Source organism: Ichthyenterobacterium magnum, from assembly GCF_003610635.1.
Taxonomy (GTDB): domain Bacteria; phylum Bacteroidota; class Bacteroidia; order Flavobacteriales; family Flavobacteriaceae; genus Ichthyenterobacterium; species Ichthyenterobacterium magnum.
This window is the reverse complement of record NZ_RAQJ01000005.1, coordinates 109053-124532: the sequence shown is the minus strand read 5'-3', so window position 1 is coordinate 124532 and position 15480 is coordinate 109053. Positions and strand designations below refer to the sequence as shown.

12 protein-coding genes are annotated in these 15480 nt (G+C 35.6%); 2 read left to right on the top strand and 10 right to left on the bottom strand.

Features of this window, described 5'->3' with window-relative positions; all coding sequences use genetic code 11:
• The first annotated feature begins 28 nt into the window (after positions 1-28).
• A complete protein-coding gene (locus BXY80_RS11935) occupies positions 29-1675 on the top strand; it encodes a SulP family inorganic anion transporter (protein WP_120202237.1) in 1647 nt (548 codons plus the stop codon).
• A gap of 232 nt (positions 1676-1907) precedes the next feature.
• On the top strand, positions 1908-2516 hold the full coding sequence (locus BXY80_RS11925; RefSeq protein ID WP_120202233.1) for an alpha-ketoglutarate-dependent dioxygenase AlkB family protein: 609 nt from the start codon (positions 1908-1910) through the stop codon (positions 2514-2516).
• Here the strand turns inward: BXY80_RS11925 and BXY80_RS11920 are convergent, their stop codons facing one another.
• The 10 genes from BXY80_RS11920 to BXY80_RS11875 form a co-directional block, all read right to left on the bottom strand.
• The gene (locus tag BXY80_RS11920) at positions 2517-3620 is read right to left on the bottom strand and encodes a bestrophin family protein (protein ID WP_120202232.1); all 1104 of its coding nucleotides are present in this window, start codon (positions 3618-3620) and stop codon (positions 2517-2519) included.
• Between the two features lie 34 nt (positions 3621-3654).
• A complete protein-coding gene (locus BXY80_RS11915; protein ID WP_120202230.1) occupies positions 3655-5730 on the bottom strand; it encodes an alpha-ketoacid dehydrogenase subunit alpha/beta in 2076 nt (691 codons plus the stop codon).
• A 102-nt stretch (positions 5731-5832) separates the two neighbouring features.
• Complete coding sequence (locus tag BXY80_RS11910) at positions 5833-7155, bottom strand: dihydrolipoamide acetyltransferase family protein (protein WP_245977287.1); 1323 nt, start codon at positions 7153-7155, stop codon at positions 5833-5835.
• A gap of 2 nt (positions 7156-7157) precedes the next feature.
• Complete coding sequence (locus BXY80_RS11905) at positions 7158-7754, bottom strand: acyltransferase (protein ID WP_120202228.1); 597 nt, start codon at positions 7752-7754, stop codon at positions 7158-7160.
• Position 7755: 1 nt separating this feature from the next.
• Positions 7756-8508 carry an enoyl-CoA hydratase/isomerase family protein gene (locus tag BXY80_RS11900; protein ID WP_120202227.1) on the bottom strand — a complete coding sequence of 251 codons (753 nt, stop codon included), beginning with the start codon at positions 8506-8508 and terminating at the stop codon, positions 7756-7758.
• 279 nt (positions 8509-8787) lie between these two features.
• A complete protein-coding gene (gene paaZ / locus BXY80_RS11895; RefSeq protein ID WP_120202225.1) occupies positions 8788-11325 on the bottom strand; it encodes a phenylacetic acid degradation bifunctional protein PaaZ in 2538 nt (845 codons plus the stop codon).
• A 189-nt stretch (positions 11326-11514) separates the two neighbouring features.
• Positions 11515-12729, bottom strand: coding sequence for a 3-oxoadipyl-CoA thiolase (gene pcaF / locus BXY80_RS11890; RefSeq protein WP_120202223.1), 1215 nt, complete (start codon positions 12727-12729; stop codon positions 11515-11517).
• Between the two features lie 9 nt (positions 12730-12738).
• Positions 12739-13146: a PaaI family thioesterase gene (locus BXY80_RS11885; protein ID WP_120202221.1), complete on the bottom strand. Its 408-nt coding sequence runs from the start codon at positions 13144-13146 to the stop codon at positions 12739-12741.
• 89 nt (positions 13147-13235) lie between these two features.
• Positions 13236-14408, bottom strand: a complete 1173-nt coding sequence (locus BXY80_RS11880) for a 3-hydroxyacyl-CoA dehydrogenase NAD-binding domain-containing protein (protein WP_120202220.1) — start codon at positions 14406-14408, stop codon at positions 13236-13238.
• A 245-nt stretch (positions 14409-14653) separates the two neighbouring features.
• On the bottom strand, positions 14654-15436 hold the full coding sequence (locus tag BXY80_RS11875; protein ID WP_120202218.1) for an enoyl-CoA hydratase-related protein: 783 nt from the start codon (positions 15434-15436) through the stop codon (positions 14654-14656).
• Positions 15437-15480: the final 44 nt, after the last annotated feature.

Here is a 15480-nt window from a genome sequence, read left to right as displayed (position 1 = left end):
TCTTTGCCGACTTTTAAGCGTAAGTATTATGATATTAGGTCAAAAAACTCGAAAAAACTTTACTCAAAACCCGAAAAATGATATTCTTTCTGGTCTAACTGTAGCACTAGCTTTAGTTCCAGAAGCAGTAGCATTTGCATTTGTTGCTGGTATTGATCCCTTGGTAGGTCTATATGGTGCCTTTATGATGGGAATCATAACCGCTCTATTTGGTGGCCGTCCAGGAATGATTTCTGGCGCAACAGGTGCTATGGCAGTTGTTATGGTTCACCTTATACAAAAAGGAAATGAGGTTGGTATAAATTTAGACACTCCAATCGATAACCTTGGTCTACAATGGTTATTTATAACTTTACTTTTTGTTGGTGGTATTCAAATACTAGCTGGTGTTTTTAAACTAGGAAAGTTTGTACGACTTATTCCGCATCCAGTAATGATGGGATTTGTTAATGGTTTAGCCATTGTTATTTTTTTATCTCAATTAGGCTTATTTAAAGAAAATATTAACGGCGAACAGGTTTTCATGTCTGGCAATGCGCTATGGACAATGTTAGGTTTAGTAGCATTAACTATGGCTATTATGTTTGGCTTACCTAAATTAACTAAAAAAATTCCTGCAGCTTTAACAGCAATAATCGTTGTTGCGGCTATTACTATTTTAGGGAAATTAGATGTTAGCACCGTAGGATCTTTTATCTCTGATGGTGGCGGTTCTGGTTTAAAAGGTGGATTACCAACATTTCAAGACCAAATCTTTGGTTTATTTGGAACCTTAGAAGGTAATTTCTTAAGTACAATACTGCCAACTGCATTTATTTTAGCCGCTGTTGGGCTTATTGAATCACTAATGACATTGAATCTTATAGATGAAATGACAGAAACTAGAGGAAACGGAAACAGAGAATGTATCGCACAAGGTGGCGCAAATATCTTAAATGGACTTTTTGGAGGTATGGGCGGTTGTGCAATGATTGGGCAATCCATCATCAATGTAGATTCTGGAGGTCGTGGACGATTATCTGGAGCAGTTGCTGCAGTTGCTTTACTTTGTTTTGTACTGTTTGGTGCGCCTTTAATAGAGCAAATTCCTATTGCTGCCTTAGTGGGTGTAATGTTTATGGTTGTGATTGGCACGTTTGCTTGGTCAAGCTTTAGAATTTTAAGAAAAATACCGTTATCTGATGCATTAGTTCTAATTGCAGTTTCTGCAATTACTGTTTGGAAAGACCTTGCAGTTGCAGTTATTGCTGGTGTTATAATTTCTGCGCTTGTATTTGCATGGAAAAACGCTACAATGATTAGAGCACGTAAACGTATTCAAGCAAATGGTACAAAAACATATGAAATTTGGGGACCTTTATTTTTTGGATCTATTCAAAACTTCAATGCAAAATTTGATGTTAAAAACGATCCTCAAAATGTAGAAATTGATTTTGTTGAATCTCGCGTAAGTGATCACTCTGCCTTAGAAGCCATTTCTAATTTGGTAACTAAATATGAAGCCGAAGGCAAAAGCATTAAACTAAAACATTTAAGTAAAGACTGTAAAATTTTAATGTATAAAGCTAATCCTAAGTTTAAGGAAGTCATTATTGAAGACATTGATGATCCAAGATATCATTTAGCTGCAGATCCAGAAAAGTTTACTAAACCACTTTCAGAATATAGTATGTAAAAAAGAGATGCAGTTTATTATCTTTATAGAATATTAAAATTGCCATGTATCCATATCATAACAAAATAAAACAGCGTATTAAAAACAACGAACTTATTAAGTTTGAATACGTTAATAAGTATAAGAAAATTTCACCTTGCCTTTTACTCTACTTTAATACTGAACCTTATATAAGACCAATTAGAGCGCATCGTTTCAAAGAATACGAACCTATTTTAAATGCTCTTTCGTTATAGATTTATTTCACCCAGATAATAATGAGCCAAGAAACTTACTCCACAAAGATGGCACAGTTCTTTATTACGGGAAACTATTATCGTTAACTCAGGCTAATCGTTATTATGATGACTTACTAAATGCGATTGCATGGAAAAACGATGAAGCTATTATGTTTGGAAAGCGTATAATCACCAAACGGAAAGTTGCTTGGTATGGTGAAAAACCTTTTGAGTACTCATATTCCAATACTACAAAACTGGCCTTACCTTGGACTAAAACACTTTTAATATTAAAACAACTTACGGAAGAAAAAACGGAACACACATACAATTCTTGCTTGCTAAACTTATATCATGAAGGAAGTGAAGGTATGGCGTGGCATAGTGATGACGAAAAAGATTTAAAGAAAAACGGAGCCATTGCATCACTAAGTTTTGGTGCGGAACGCAAGTTTGCTTTTAAGCACAAATCAACTAAAGAAAAAACTAGCCTTACATTAGAACACGGAAGTTTGTTAGTCATGAAAGGTGAAACTCAAACATATTGGCTCCATCGTTTACCTCCTACTAAACTTACAACTAAGCCCAGAATTAATTTAACATTCAGGACTATTATTGAATAACTACATCACTATATCGTTCTTCCATTTGTATGGTTCAGGAATATCGGTATCATCAATTAATTGTCTAATATCTATTTCAATACCTCTACTCATATCAGTAATTGGCACATCATTTGGTCCGCCTTCAAATGGGTTTTCTGTATTCTCTCCAATAGCTTCCATAGTGTGAAACACCCAAGCTAACATGGTACTAAACGGAATTGAAAACCAAACAAAATGTTGCGCAATAAATTCCTGAATCTTATGTAAAGTTGATGAATGTGATTCGTGATTTGCTAAATCCTCTATAATGTGCTCTCCAATGGACTCAAAACCTTCCATAATTCCAAAAGGTAAAAGAATGATGAAAATCCATACAAATAAGTAGTTCAAAGTAGCAAATTGTCTTGGGTAAGGAAAGTTTTTAATACGTTCACTTTTTCCTTGAAGCGTATAGAACTCTTTGAGCATATTAGCCAGTTCCATATGCCTAAAATCTTCAATAAACCCTTGTTGCATTAATTCTTTTAAGCGTCGAGATTGCACACCTAAAAGTTGAGAGGCTCTATTTCCTTTAGCAAATACTTCTTTAAATTCATCTTCTAACATATAGCCTTTGATGGCATCTTCTATGGGTATAGTGTCTTCACATACCAAAAAATAATTCTCTCTAAATTCTCTATTAGATTTGCCAGATTTTAAATGTTGCTCCCATGGTTTATCGGCTCTTAATTGATATCTCAAAGCAGTTAACCAAGCCACATGACGATGTACTAGTTCTCTATGAATTTTAAATAGTTCATCTTTAGAGAGCTTCTCTTTACTATGGTCATTATTAATAAAATCCTTGACCATAATAGTCCACGTTCGAGATGCATTAACAATGCCACCCCAAATTTTTCGAGCTTCCCACAATCGATCATAAGAGGCATTATTTTTAAAACTGACAACAAATGCTACGGCAGTACCTAAAACACCAAGTGGTAACCATGGCACATGCAACCATTTAAATCCAAATAAATCAAATAATAAAACTGGAATAGTAGCAAGAATAAGGAACAAAAAAATATGTCGACGTGTCCATTTTATTACACCTCCTACAGGAAATATGCGTCTTGTATACATAAAATTAGTTTAGAGTATAGTAAGATACAAAAAGCTAATAATTTAACAAGTCTTCAATTTTATCCTTTATTTTTTCTGTTGAAGGAATCATCGTTTGTTCTAAAGTAGAATTTAAAGGTATTGCTGGCATATTCTCACTTCCAATCGTCATTACTGGTGCATCTAAATATTTGAAACATTCTTCTTGTATTTTCCCAGCCAATGCTCTTGCAAAACTATTATTGCTTGGCTCTTCTGTAACCACTAAACACTTCCCTGTTTTCTTAACCGATGTCATAATAGTATCTTCATCTAAAGGAAATAAGGTTCTTAAATCTATAATCTCAATCTGATCACGTATTCCTAATTCTCTTGAAGCATTATATGCCCAATGCACTCCCATTCCGTAAGTAACGATAGTCAGTGTTTCTAAATCGTCTTGCTTCCAGATTTCTTGAAGTACCCACGCTTTACCAAATGGTAATACATAATCTTCACTTGGCTCTACAGATGTTGCTGTTAAAGTCCCTGGCACTTTTGACCAATACAAACCTTTATGCTCTAAAATTACCACAGGATTTGGGTCATAATAGGCAGCTTTCATCAAACCTTTTAAATCGGCACCATTGCTTGGGTAGGCTATTTTAATACCTCGAATATTAGTAATCACACTTTCAACAGAAGATGAATGATAAGGTCCACCACTGCCGTAAGCACCAATTGGCACACGCAAAATCATACTTACAGGCCATTTTCCATTACTTAAATAACAGCTTCTACTTACTTCTGTAAACAACTGATTAAGGCCTGGCCAAATGTAATCTGCAAACTGAACCTCAACAATAGGCTTTAATCCAACGGCTGACATACCAACGGTTGAACCCACAATAAAAGCTTCTTGAATAGGTGTATTAAACACGCGGTCATCACCAAATTTTTGAGCTAATGTTGCTGCTTCTCTAAATACACCTCCAAGTCGTCCACCAACATCTTGTCCGTATAACAAACACTCTTTGTGTTGATTCATGAGTTCTTCAACTGCAAATAAGGCGCAATCGACCATCACTACTTTATCTGCGCCTTCTGGTGAGCGTTCTCCTTGTTCTTCAGTAATTGGTGTTGGCGCAAAATCATGCGTAAATAAATCTTTGGGCTTCGGGTCTTCAGCTAGTAGTGCTTTCTTAAAATCGCTTTCAACTTTCGCTTTCGCGGAATTTTCTATAGCTTCTACTTCGTCTGAAGAAAAACCGTTATCTAATAATTGTTGCTTTATTACTGGATAAGGGTCTCGAGAACGTGCTTCGTCTAAATCATCACGATACCATTCCATACGCACACCAGATGTGTGATGGTTCAGTAACGGTACTTTAGCATGGACTAAAAATGGACGTCTTTCTTTTCGGATAGTTTTAATAACCTTTTCAACTGCTTCGTAACTTTCAATAAAATTTGCGCCATCAATAGAAATGGCATCTAAGCCATGAAATCCTTGTGCATATTCATAAGCATTTTGTGCTCTAGTTTCTGCTGCGTTAGCCGAAATATCCCAACCATTATCTTGTACCAAATACAGAATTGGCATTTGTTTTAAAGCTGCCATTTGAAAGGCTTCAGCTATTTCACCTTCGGTTACAGATGCATCTCCTAAAGAGCAAACTGTAATTGGGTTTTCATGAGGCCCTTCGACTGCGCTCAGGGCGACATTTGAATTCATTATACCTTGTTTTTCAATGTACTGCATTCCCATAGCAACACCAGTTGCTGGAATAGCTTGCATTCCTGTAGCAGAGGATTGATGCGGAATTTTTGGTTTATCATCATCCTTTAAACTTGGATGCGAATAGTAAGTTCTTCCACCAGAAAAAGGGTCTTCTTTTTTAGCTAATAATTGCAACATCAAATCATACGGTTGCAACCCAAATGACAATAACATGGCATCGTCTCTATAATATGGAAATGCATAATCTTGAGGCAATAATTGCATTCCTAAAGCGGTTTGAATCGCTTCGTGACCTCTAGATGTGGCGTGAACGTATTTAGAAACTTGCTTAAAATTAGCTTCGTACAATTCTGCCATTGCTTTGGCAGTACACAAGTTTGAAAATCCTTTTTTTAGTATGTCTTTATTCATATTAAGTGCCTGCGAAAGCAGGTATCTATTTTAATTCATTCCTGCAAAAGCAAGAATCTGTTTATATGTGGATTCCGTATCAAGTACGGAATGACAGTTTGTTTATATTTTTCTATTCACATTAAATTGCTCAAAATAATCCGCAACACGTCGCACAAAACTTCCTCCCAGAAACCCATCAACAACTCTATGGTCAAATGAAAGCGACAAGTACATCATACTTCTAATCGCAATTTCATCACCTTTTTCAGTCGTGATGACTTCAGGTCGTTTTTTAATAATTCCTAAAGCAAGAATGGCTACTTCTGGCTGATTAATTATTGGTGTTCCCATAACGCTTCCAAAGGTTCCTACATTTGAAATTGTAAAGGTGCTCCCTTGAATATCATCAGCTTTTAAGTTATTCTCTCTAGCTTTATTGGCTAATTCATTAACATTAGAGGCTAATGCTTTTAAATCTTTAGTATCAGCATGCTTCACTACTGGAACAATTAAATTTCCACTTGGTAGAGCTGTTGCCATACCTATATTAATGTCTTCTTTTACAATGATATTTTTACCATCTACAGATGCATTAATATTTGGAAAATCTTTAACAGCTTTGGCTACAGTTTCAACAAATAATGGCGTAAAGGTTAAACGTTCTCCATGTTTTTCTTGAAAGGCAACTTTATTTGCATTTCTCCAATTCACCATATTTGTTAAATCGGCTTCAACATAAGCGGTAACATGTGGCGATGTGTGTTTTGAATACACCATATGGTCAGCAATCATCTGACGCATTCTATCCATTTCAATCACTTTTCCTTTGCCTTTGTCAAAGTTTAATTGCGGAATACGATAAGCGGTTGGGTCTTGTTGAGCAACAGGTTGTGCAAACTTATAAGGCCTACCATCTTCTATATACTGAAACACATCACTCTTACGTAATCGCCCTTCGTGTCCTGTAGCAGGTATTCTTGCTAGTTCTTCAAAGCTGATATGATGCGTTTTAGCAATTTCAATAACTAATGGTGAAAAGAATTGATTTGAATTTGAAACCGAAAATGAAGCTGAATGAGATTCTTCAACGATGCTCGGAATAACAGTTCGCTTCTTTTTTCTGTTTTTATTTTTTTGAGATTCTTCGCTATCGCTCTGAATTACAGTAGACTCTTTTGATTTCTTTTTTGAAGTTGAAACTTTACCATCCGTTTTAATAATTGCAATTGTTTCTCCTATTTTAATGACGGCATTTGCCTCATATAGAATTTCTTCAATAACACCTGAAACAGTTGAAGGCACTTCAGAATCTACCTTATCTGTAGCAACTTCAAGTAGCATCTCATCTTCTTCAATAGTATCACCTACATTTTTGAACCATGTTATAATAGCCGCTTCTGTAATACTTTCACCCAATTTGGGCATTTTAAATTCAAAACTCATATTTATTTTTTCATAAAATCCCTTAACGTGTCATAAACACCTTCCTGAATTTTCATATGTTCTGGAACCTCACGTAGAGGCTCTACTTCTTTTAAACTTTCATGGCAATCTTTTGGTAATTGCTGATATAATTGTGTGCCTTTTGTTTTCCAAGCAATCATATCATCACTTACTTCTTTAATCACTTTTGCTGGATTACCGACGACTAAACTTCGTTTCGGAACTTTAGTTTCTGCTTTTACAAATGCCATGGCTCCTACTATAGATTCATCACCAATTTCGGCATCGTCCATGATGACTGTATTCATTCCTATCAAACAATTCCTTCCCAAATTAGCGCCATGAATTATGGCGCCATGACCAACATGGGCACTTTCTTTAAGTGTAATCGATTTCCCAGGAAACATATGTACTGTACAATTTTCCTGAACATTTACACCATCTTCTAAAATGATTTGTCCCCAATCTCCACGAATTGCAGCACCTGGACCTATATAACAGTTTTCACCAATAATGACGTTACCTGTTACAGCAGCCAAAGGATGCACAAAACTTGTTTCGTGTATAACTGGTATGTATCCTTGGAATTCGTAAACCATCTTATTTAAACCCTTTTAATTTCTCTTTTGTGAATTCTGAAAGTACCAAACGTCCGCTCGTTTGTGCTCGTTCTGCTAGCAGTTCATCCCAATCATCAGTTCCTTTCCAGAATACTTTTTTCATTTCTGTCATGGCTTCTGTATTGTAGGTGCATAAATGTTCTGCCGTTGTTTTTACAGCTTCATCTAATGCTTCTGTGCTTTCATACACATGAGTAAACAAACCTTTTTGTTTTGCCCATTCTGCAGGATAAAATGAATTGGCATCAATAGCAATTTGAGACATGGCACTTAATCCCATTTTACGTTCAATCGCTGGCCCAACGACAAATGGTCCAATACCAATATTAAGCTCACTTAATTTGATAGCTGCAAATTTTGTTGCCATACAATAATCGGTTGAAGCGGCTAAACCAACGCCTCCTCCAACTGTTTTTCCTTGTATGCGTCCAATAATAAACTTAGGGCATTTGCGCATGGCATTAATCACATTGGCAAACCCTGAAAAGAATACTTTTCCTGTTGCTGCATCATTAATATTAATGAGTTCTTTAAAGCTAGCTCCTGCACAAAATGTACGGTCGCCTCCACTTTTTAAAACGATAACTTTGATAGCATCATTTTGTCCAGCTTCAGTAATGGTATTTGCCAGTTTCGCCAATACATCTCCAGGCAAGGAATTATGAGCAGGATGAAAAAACTCTATATATCCTACTTCGTTTTCGATAGTTTGTTTTACGTATGGATCACTCATATTTTTTGTCATTCCTGCGAAGGCAGGAAACTATTTTAATTATTGTCCTTTATTATTTCTTATGTTCATTTTGTCTTGAAACAAAACGAACCAAAAATTCAAGTTGAAATGAGGAATTTTTAAAACTTGTTTCACAGTTTTAAAACCAAAAATAAAATCTAAATTTCTTCCAAGGCTTCAGAAATTCTTGACGATTTGATTTTTATATTCTGCATTTCAACGGGTAACCACCTGCTTTCTCTGTTTTAATCTCTGACAGTGAAGTGGTCTATTATCTTTTTAAATTAATCCAAATTGTTCAAAGTGGTGATTTAAATGCTTACGCTCTATTAAGTACCACTCGTATTTATTTAATTCTCCAAAAACCATATTACTTAATGTAGCTTCTGGGTTTTCTTTAAAATATTCTAAATAGGCTTCACGCTGTGCCTTAAATTTTTCAATTGCTATTGATAAATTTTCATGTTTCAAGTCATCAAGCGTATCTTTTTCTAGTAGAGGAAATTGAGAGTTTTGTGGAAACTTTTTATAGTTATACAAGCTATTTTTAACCTTTTCTAAAATCTTTTCAGGCGTTGAAATTTCAAAATCCTGAATTTCTCCTGCTGCAATCTTATACGTATATTCTAAATGCTCTATCATGTGTTGTGCTGTCATGATTCCCCATTTAGGTTTGATATCTTCTGAAAGTTTTGACAAACATTCTTCAATCTGTTCATCAGTCATTTCAACAAAGGTTTCTTGCTTTTTCTGAACCATGGTTAAAATTGTTGCAACAGCAACTAAAGGACTGTCTTTATCGTTTTTTTGACTTTCTGGTCTACTCTCAAAATTAGCATCGAACACTTCTACATGCCATTTTACGATACCGCTTGGATGCTCCGCCGAAGCGACATCTCTATCTACTTTTTCCTTACATGTTAATCGCACATTAATCGTATCGTTATGATACAATGGTCGCAAAAATCGAATGCTATCTAAACCATAATTGGCAGCTACAGGACCTTTGTTTGGATACACAAATAATCCAGCTGCTGCTGAAATAATGAAATAGCCATGAGCCGTTCTTTTTTCAAAAATACTTCCATCTAAAGAGGTGATATCTGTATGTGCATAAAAATGATCCCAAGTTAAATTCGCAAAGTTGATAATATCTGTATCGGTAAATGTACGCCTATGGGTCTTGAGAGACATTCCTGGTTGGATATCTTCCCAATGATATTTAAATGGATGCTGTTCTGCTTCCTTATATTTTGCGTTTTGCTGGTAAATCCCTGTGATTTCAGTAATAGTTGTGGGCGACCCTTGAATTGCAGTTCGTTGTAAATAATGTTTAATACCACGCATGCCTCCCATTTCTTCGCCACCTCCAGCACGACCTGGACCACCATGAACCAAGTAAGGTAATGGCGAACCATGACCTGTACTTTCTTTTGCACTTTCTCTGTTAAGAACTAATATTCTTCCGTGATGAGATGCTGCATTAATCACATACTCTTTAGCAATTTTATCATCATTAGTAGCAATTGAAGATACTAATGAGCCTTTTCCCATTTGGGCGAGCGTAATCGCTTCATCTAAGTTTTTATAAGGCATGATGGTACTTACGGGACCAAAGGCTTCACGTTCATGAATCACCGTATTTTGGAACGGATGGTCAGCACGTAATAAAATTGGACTAATAAATGCGCCTTTTTTAGCATCAGCTCCTATCGTTTCTATTGTATCTAAATCACCATATACAATTTGTGCTTCTTTGGCTAAATCATTGACAGAATCTCTTACCGCTTGAACTTGTTGACGACTTACCAATGACCCCATTCGAACTTCTTTAAGTCTTGGGTCACCAATTGTTACTTTATCTAAAGCCTTTCCTAAAGATATTTGAACATCTTCAACTAAGTTTTCTGGAACTATAATTCGTCTAATGGCTGTACATTTTTGTCCAGCTTTAACAGTCATTTCTTTTCTAGCCTCTTTGATAAACAAATCAAATTCTGGTGTTCCAGGAACGGCATCTTCACCTAAAATAGAAGCGTTTAGAGAATCGGCCTCCATTGTAAATGGTACAGATTCTTGAATTAATCTAGGATGTGCTTTTAATAAGCGTCCTGTTGCCGCTGAACCTGTAAACGTTACTACGTCTTGTGATTCAACAGTATCTAAAATGGTTTTAACCGTTCCGTTTATAATTTGTAATGCACCTTCTGGCAAAATTCCAGAATCGATTATTGTTCTCGCTACTGCTTCAGCTAAATATGATGAAGAAGGAGCAGGCAAAACTACCGCAGGAACTCCAGCCATCCAATTGACAGCACACTTTTCTAACATACCCCAAACTGGAAAATTAAAAGCATTAATATGCACAGCTACTCCTTTTTTAGGCACCATAATATGATGCGCCATAAAGCGTCCGCCACGAGATAAATCTACTGGGTCGCCTTCCACATGATAGGGTTGGTTTGGGAATAACTTTCGTAGCGAAGCGTTGGCAAAAAGGTTTCCAAATCCGCCTTCAATATCTATCCAGCTATCTACTTTAGTTGCTCCTGTTCTATAACTTAACTCGTAAAACGCATCTTTTCTTTTGGTAAGATACATAGCCAGCTTTTTGAGCATGTTTCCACGCTCTTGAAAGGTCATTTTACGAAGCACTTCACCTCCTTTTGTTCTTCCATATTGAAGAATGTCAGGAATATCTAAGCCTTCTACCGCAACGCTAGTGAATGCTTCACCTGTAATTGCATCTAAAATTGGTGTTCCTTCTTCTTTTCCTGTTGTCCAATTTCCTTGAACGTAATGTTGTATTTTATTCATACTTATTATTTTATAGTAGATTCCTACCTACGAGGAATGACAAATCATTACTATTTACCAAAACTTAGATTAATCACTAATCTTAACTGATAAGTGCGTTAAGGATTGAGGCTTTGTTGAAGCTCTTTTTTGTTTTCTCAAAAAAAGCGACTGCCGAAAGCCTGACCTTTAGGGAACGCCCAAATTCTTTTAAACATTCACATTTTCAATCACACACGCATAACCTTGTCCGACACCAATACACATGGTAATTAATGCATATCTTTTATTTTGTTCATTTAATTCCAACGCTGCTGAATACGTAACTCTTGCTCCTGTAACACCTAATGGATGACCAATAGCAATAGCACCTCCATTGGGATTTAATCTAGGATCATCATCTGCTAAACCCCAAGCTCTAGTACATGCTAAGGCTTGCGCAGCAAAAGCTTCGTTAAGTTCTATAACATCCATATCATCCATAGTTAATCCTGCTTTTTCTATTGCTTTATTAGATGCTTGCACTGGACCAATTCCCATTATTCTTGGTTCTACACCAACAACTGCAGAGCTAACAATCCTAGCTAATGGTTTTAAATTATATTTTTTAACGGCATCTTCTGAAGCAATTATAGTTGCTGCTGCACCATCGTTTAATCCAGAAGAGTTCCCAGCTGTTACACTTCCGCCTTCTTTTTTGAAAGCAGCTCTTAATTTTCCTAAAACTTCTAAAGAAGTGGTTGGCTTTACAAATTCATCTTTAGAAAATTGTATTGGATCCTTTTTACGTTGTGGAATCTCTACAGTAACAATCTCTTTGGATAATCGACCATTTTCTTGCGCTTTAGCTGCTTTCATTTGGCTCCAATACGCAAACTTATCTTGGTCTTCTCTAGAGATATTATATTTCTCAACCAAGTTTTCAGCCGTGTTTCCCATGCCGTCTGTGCCATACATTTTTTGCATTTTTGAATTGATAAAACGCCATCCAAAAGTGGAATCGTACATTTTTGAATCTCCTCCAAATGCTGTTGATGGTTTTGCAATGACGTATGGCCCACGCGTCATGTTCTCAACACCACCTGAAATAAATACATCTCCATCTCCAGCCTTAATTGCACGATTGGCATGAATAATTGCTGACAATCCAGAGCTACATAATCTATTCACTGTTTCACCTGGCACAGTAAATGGTAATCCAGCTAATAAGGACGACATTCTTGCAACATTACGATTATCTTCACCTGCTTGATTAGCACAACCCATAATGACATCATCATAAGCTTCTTTTGGAATGCTTGGATTTCGTTTTACAACTTCTTCTATTACCAAAGCTCCTAAATCGTCTGTTCTAACGGCTGATAATGTGCCTTTGTAATTTCCTATTGGAGTTCTTACTCCATCTATAATATATGCTTCTTTCATTCTTCAAATTTATTCTTCCCAATCTTTTTGAGTTCTATATACCACACCTTTAAAAAGTGCAACTAATTCGTCACCTCGCTTTACTTCAATGATATTAAACCCTAATTTGTTATTTACTTTTTCAATCACCGATTCTGCCACCAGATAATCGCCTTCGTCTAATGCTTCAATATGATTAATGCTTGTTTCAATTGAAACCGCAAACTTCCCATGTGTGTTTGCAGCAAAGCCGAATGCTGTATCTGCTAATGAATAACTAATTCCGCCATGTGCTTTATTCATACTATTAAGCATGTCTTTTCTAATGGTCATAGCTACTTTACAGCGACCTATTTCGCATTCTAGAATTTCTATTCCTAGCCAAGTGCTGTATGCATCTTGACTTAACATCTTGTATGGAATTTGTTCTCCTTTCATGTTCACTTCCCACGAAAGTGGGAATCTTATTTTCAGAGAGACCTTTCGACTGCGCTCAAGGTGACATCTCGTTTATATTTATATTCTAATTAAAAAAACGTTTTGTTTTCTCTATTCAATTTACGCAATAATGGGCTACAACGGTATCTATCTTCGTGGTATTCATTATATAATTCGTCTAATTTTGAAACGCACCAATCGATTCCTTTTTCATCTGCCCAAGCTAATAATCCTTTTGGATAGTTAACCCCTTTGGTCATGGCGTTATCAATATCTTCTGCAGAAGCAATATTTAAAAACAAGGCATCTGCGGCTTCGTTGATTAGCATTACTAATACTCTGTTGAATATTTGTTCTTTTAGAGACTCTTCGACTGCGCTCAGAGTGACATTGGAACTTTCAATTTTCTTGCCGTTTTCATTATAATCATAATAGCCTTTTCCAGATTTACGCCCTAAATAACCTGCTTCTGCAAAACGTTTTTGAGTGAACGCTGGTTTATATCTTGGGTCGTAATAAAAGGCTGTAAATACAGTTTCAGTAACAGTATAATTAACATCGTTACCAATAAAATCCATCAACTCAAATGGTCCCATTCTGAAACCTCCAAGTGTTTTTAAACTATTATCTATAGTTGAGAAATTTGCTATTCCTTCTTCGTAGATTCGTAATGATTCTCCGTAAAAAGGTCTAGCTACGCGATTCACAATAAAACCAGGTGTATCTTTTGCTACGGCTACTACTTTTTTCCAATCTGAAATGATTTTAATTGAAGCATCTAAAACAGTGTTTGATGTTTGAATTGCAGGAATCACTTCAACCAATTTCATTAATGGTGCTGGATTGAAAAAATGAATCCCAACACAACGTTCTGGTTTTTGTAATGATGCTGCAATTGATGCTATTGATAAACTAGACGTATTTGATGCGATGATACAATCGTCTGCCACATAGCTTTCTAATTCTGAAAACACTTTTTGCTTAATATCTAGGTTTTCAATAATGGCTTCAATTGTTAAATTTGAATCTGCTAACGATTTCAAACTATCAACATATGAAATGTTGGTTTGAATTCTATTTTTCTCGTCAGCGTCAATGCGTCCTTTTTCAATTAAACGATTTAATATTTTTTCTAAAGTAGCTTTTGCTTTATCTAAAGCAGCTTGATTAGTGTCGTATAATTTCACATGACAACCAGCAGTAGCAGCAACTTGTGCGATACCACTTCCCATTGTTCCACTACCTATAATTCCTATATTCATTTTTTTTTGTTTTTATGTTCATTTTGTCTTGAAACAAAACGAGCCAAAAATTCAAGTTGAAAGTGAGGAATTTTTCAATCTCTTATTGAGCTTGAAAACCAAAAAATAAAATCTAAATTTCTTCCAAGGCTTCAGAAATTCTTAACGATTTGATTTTTATATTCTGCATTTCAACATTTATTTCAATGCTTCGTATTGATTTAATCTTAAATCTAGAAGCGAAGCGGTCTAATTTCTAATATTCTTTATCTTCCTTTAAATTCTGGTTTACGTTTTTCTATAAATGCAGCAACACCTTCTCTATAATCTTCACTATTTGCAGCTTCAATTTGCAATTTAGATTCTAATGCTAATTGCTCATCTAATGTATTAGTCATGGATTGGTTAAACAATTCCTTTATAAATCCTAAAGCTTTAGTAGGCATATTTGCCAATTTTAGAGCAAGTTTGTTAATTGTATCATCAAATTCATCTAAAGCTACACATTTGTAAATCATTCCCATTTTGTCGGCTTCCTCAGCTCCAATTTTATCGCCTAGCATCGCTAAAGCTTGTGCTTTTTGAAAACCAATTAATCGTGGTAAAAAGAAGGTTCCTGCACTATCTGGAACTAAACCTATTAAACTAAAGGCTTGAATAAAACTTACCTTTTCATGAGCAACAACGATATCACAAGCTAATACAATATTTGCTCCTGCTCCAGCTGCAACCCCATTAACCGCTGCAATAATTGGTTTTTTTATTGAACGTATTCTAGTAATGATTGGATTGTAATGTTCTTCGAGAATTTTTTTAAATCCTGGATTTAAATCTGGATCTGTAACTTCTTTTAAATCTTGACCAGCACAAAATGCTTTTCCATTTCCTGTAAGGACAATGGCTCTAACCTCTTCATTGGTTTCACAATCATCTAATATAGATTGTAAACTTAAAGCCATTTCACGATTGAAACTATTAAAGACTTCTGGTCTATTGAGCGTTATATACGCGACCTTGTTTTCAATTTTAAGCTGAATGCTTTCATTCATATTCTGTTTCTATTTTGAGACCTTTCGACTGCGCTCAAGGTGAC

Excerpts from the sequence above, each read along its gene's own strand:
- BXY80_RS11935 (WP_120202237.1), top strand. The coding sequence starts at position 29 with ATGATATTAGGTCAAAAAACTCGAAAAAACTTTACTCAAAACCCGAAA.
- BXY80_RS11920 (WP_120202232.1), bottom strand. The coding sequence starts at position 3,620 with ATGTATACAAGACGCATATTTCCTGTAGGAGGTGTAATAAAATGGACA.
- BXY80_RS11915 (WP_120202230.1), bottom strand. The coding sequence starts at position 5,730 with ATGAATAAAGACATACTAAAAAAAGGATTTTCAAACTTGTGTACTGCC.
- BXY80_RS11910 (WP_245977287.1), bottom strand. The coding sequence starts at position 7,155 with ATGAGTTTTGAATTTAAAATGCCCAAATTGGGTGAAAGTATTACAGAA.
- BXY80_RS11905 (WP_120202228.1), bottom strand. The coding sequence starts at position 7,754 with ATGGTTTACGAATTCCAAGGATACATACCAGTTATACACGAAACAAGT.
- BXY80_RS11900 (WP_120202227.1), bottom strand. The coding sequence starts at position 8,508 with ATGAGTGATCCATACGTAAAACAAACTATCGAAAACGAAGTAGGATAT.
- paaZ (WP_120202225.1), bottom strand. The coding sequence starts at position 11,325 with ATGAATAAAATACAACATTACGTTCAAGGAAATTGGACAACAGGAAAA.
- pcaF (WP_120202223.1), bottom strand. The coding sequence starts at position 12,729 with ATGAAAGAAGCATATATTATAGATGGAGTAAGAACTCCAATAGGAAAT.
- BXY80_RS11885 (WP_120202221.1), bottom strand. The coding sequence starts at position 13,146 with ATGAAAGGAGAACAAATTCCATACAAGATGTTAAGTCAAGATGCATAC.
- BXY80_RS11880 (WP_120202220.1), bottom strand. The coding sequence starts at position 14,408 with ATGAATATAGGAATTATAGGTAGTGGAACAATGGGAAGTGGTATCGCA.
- BXY80_RS11875 (WP_120202218.1), bottom strand. The coding sequence starts at position 15,436 with ATGAATGAAAGCATTCAGCTTAAAATTGAAAACAAGGTCGCGTATATA.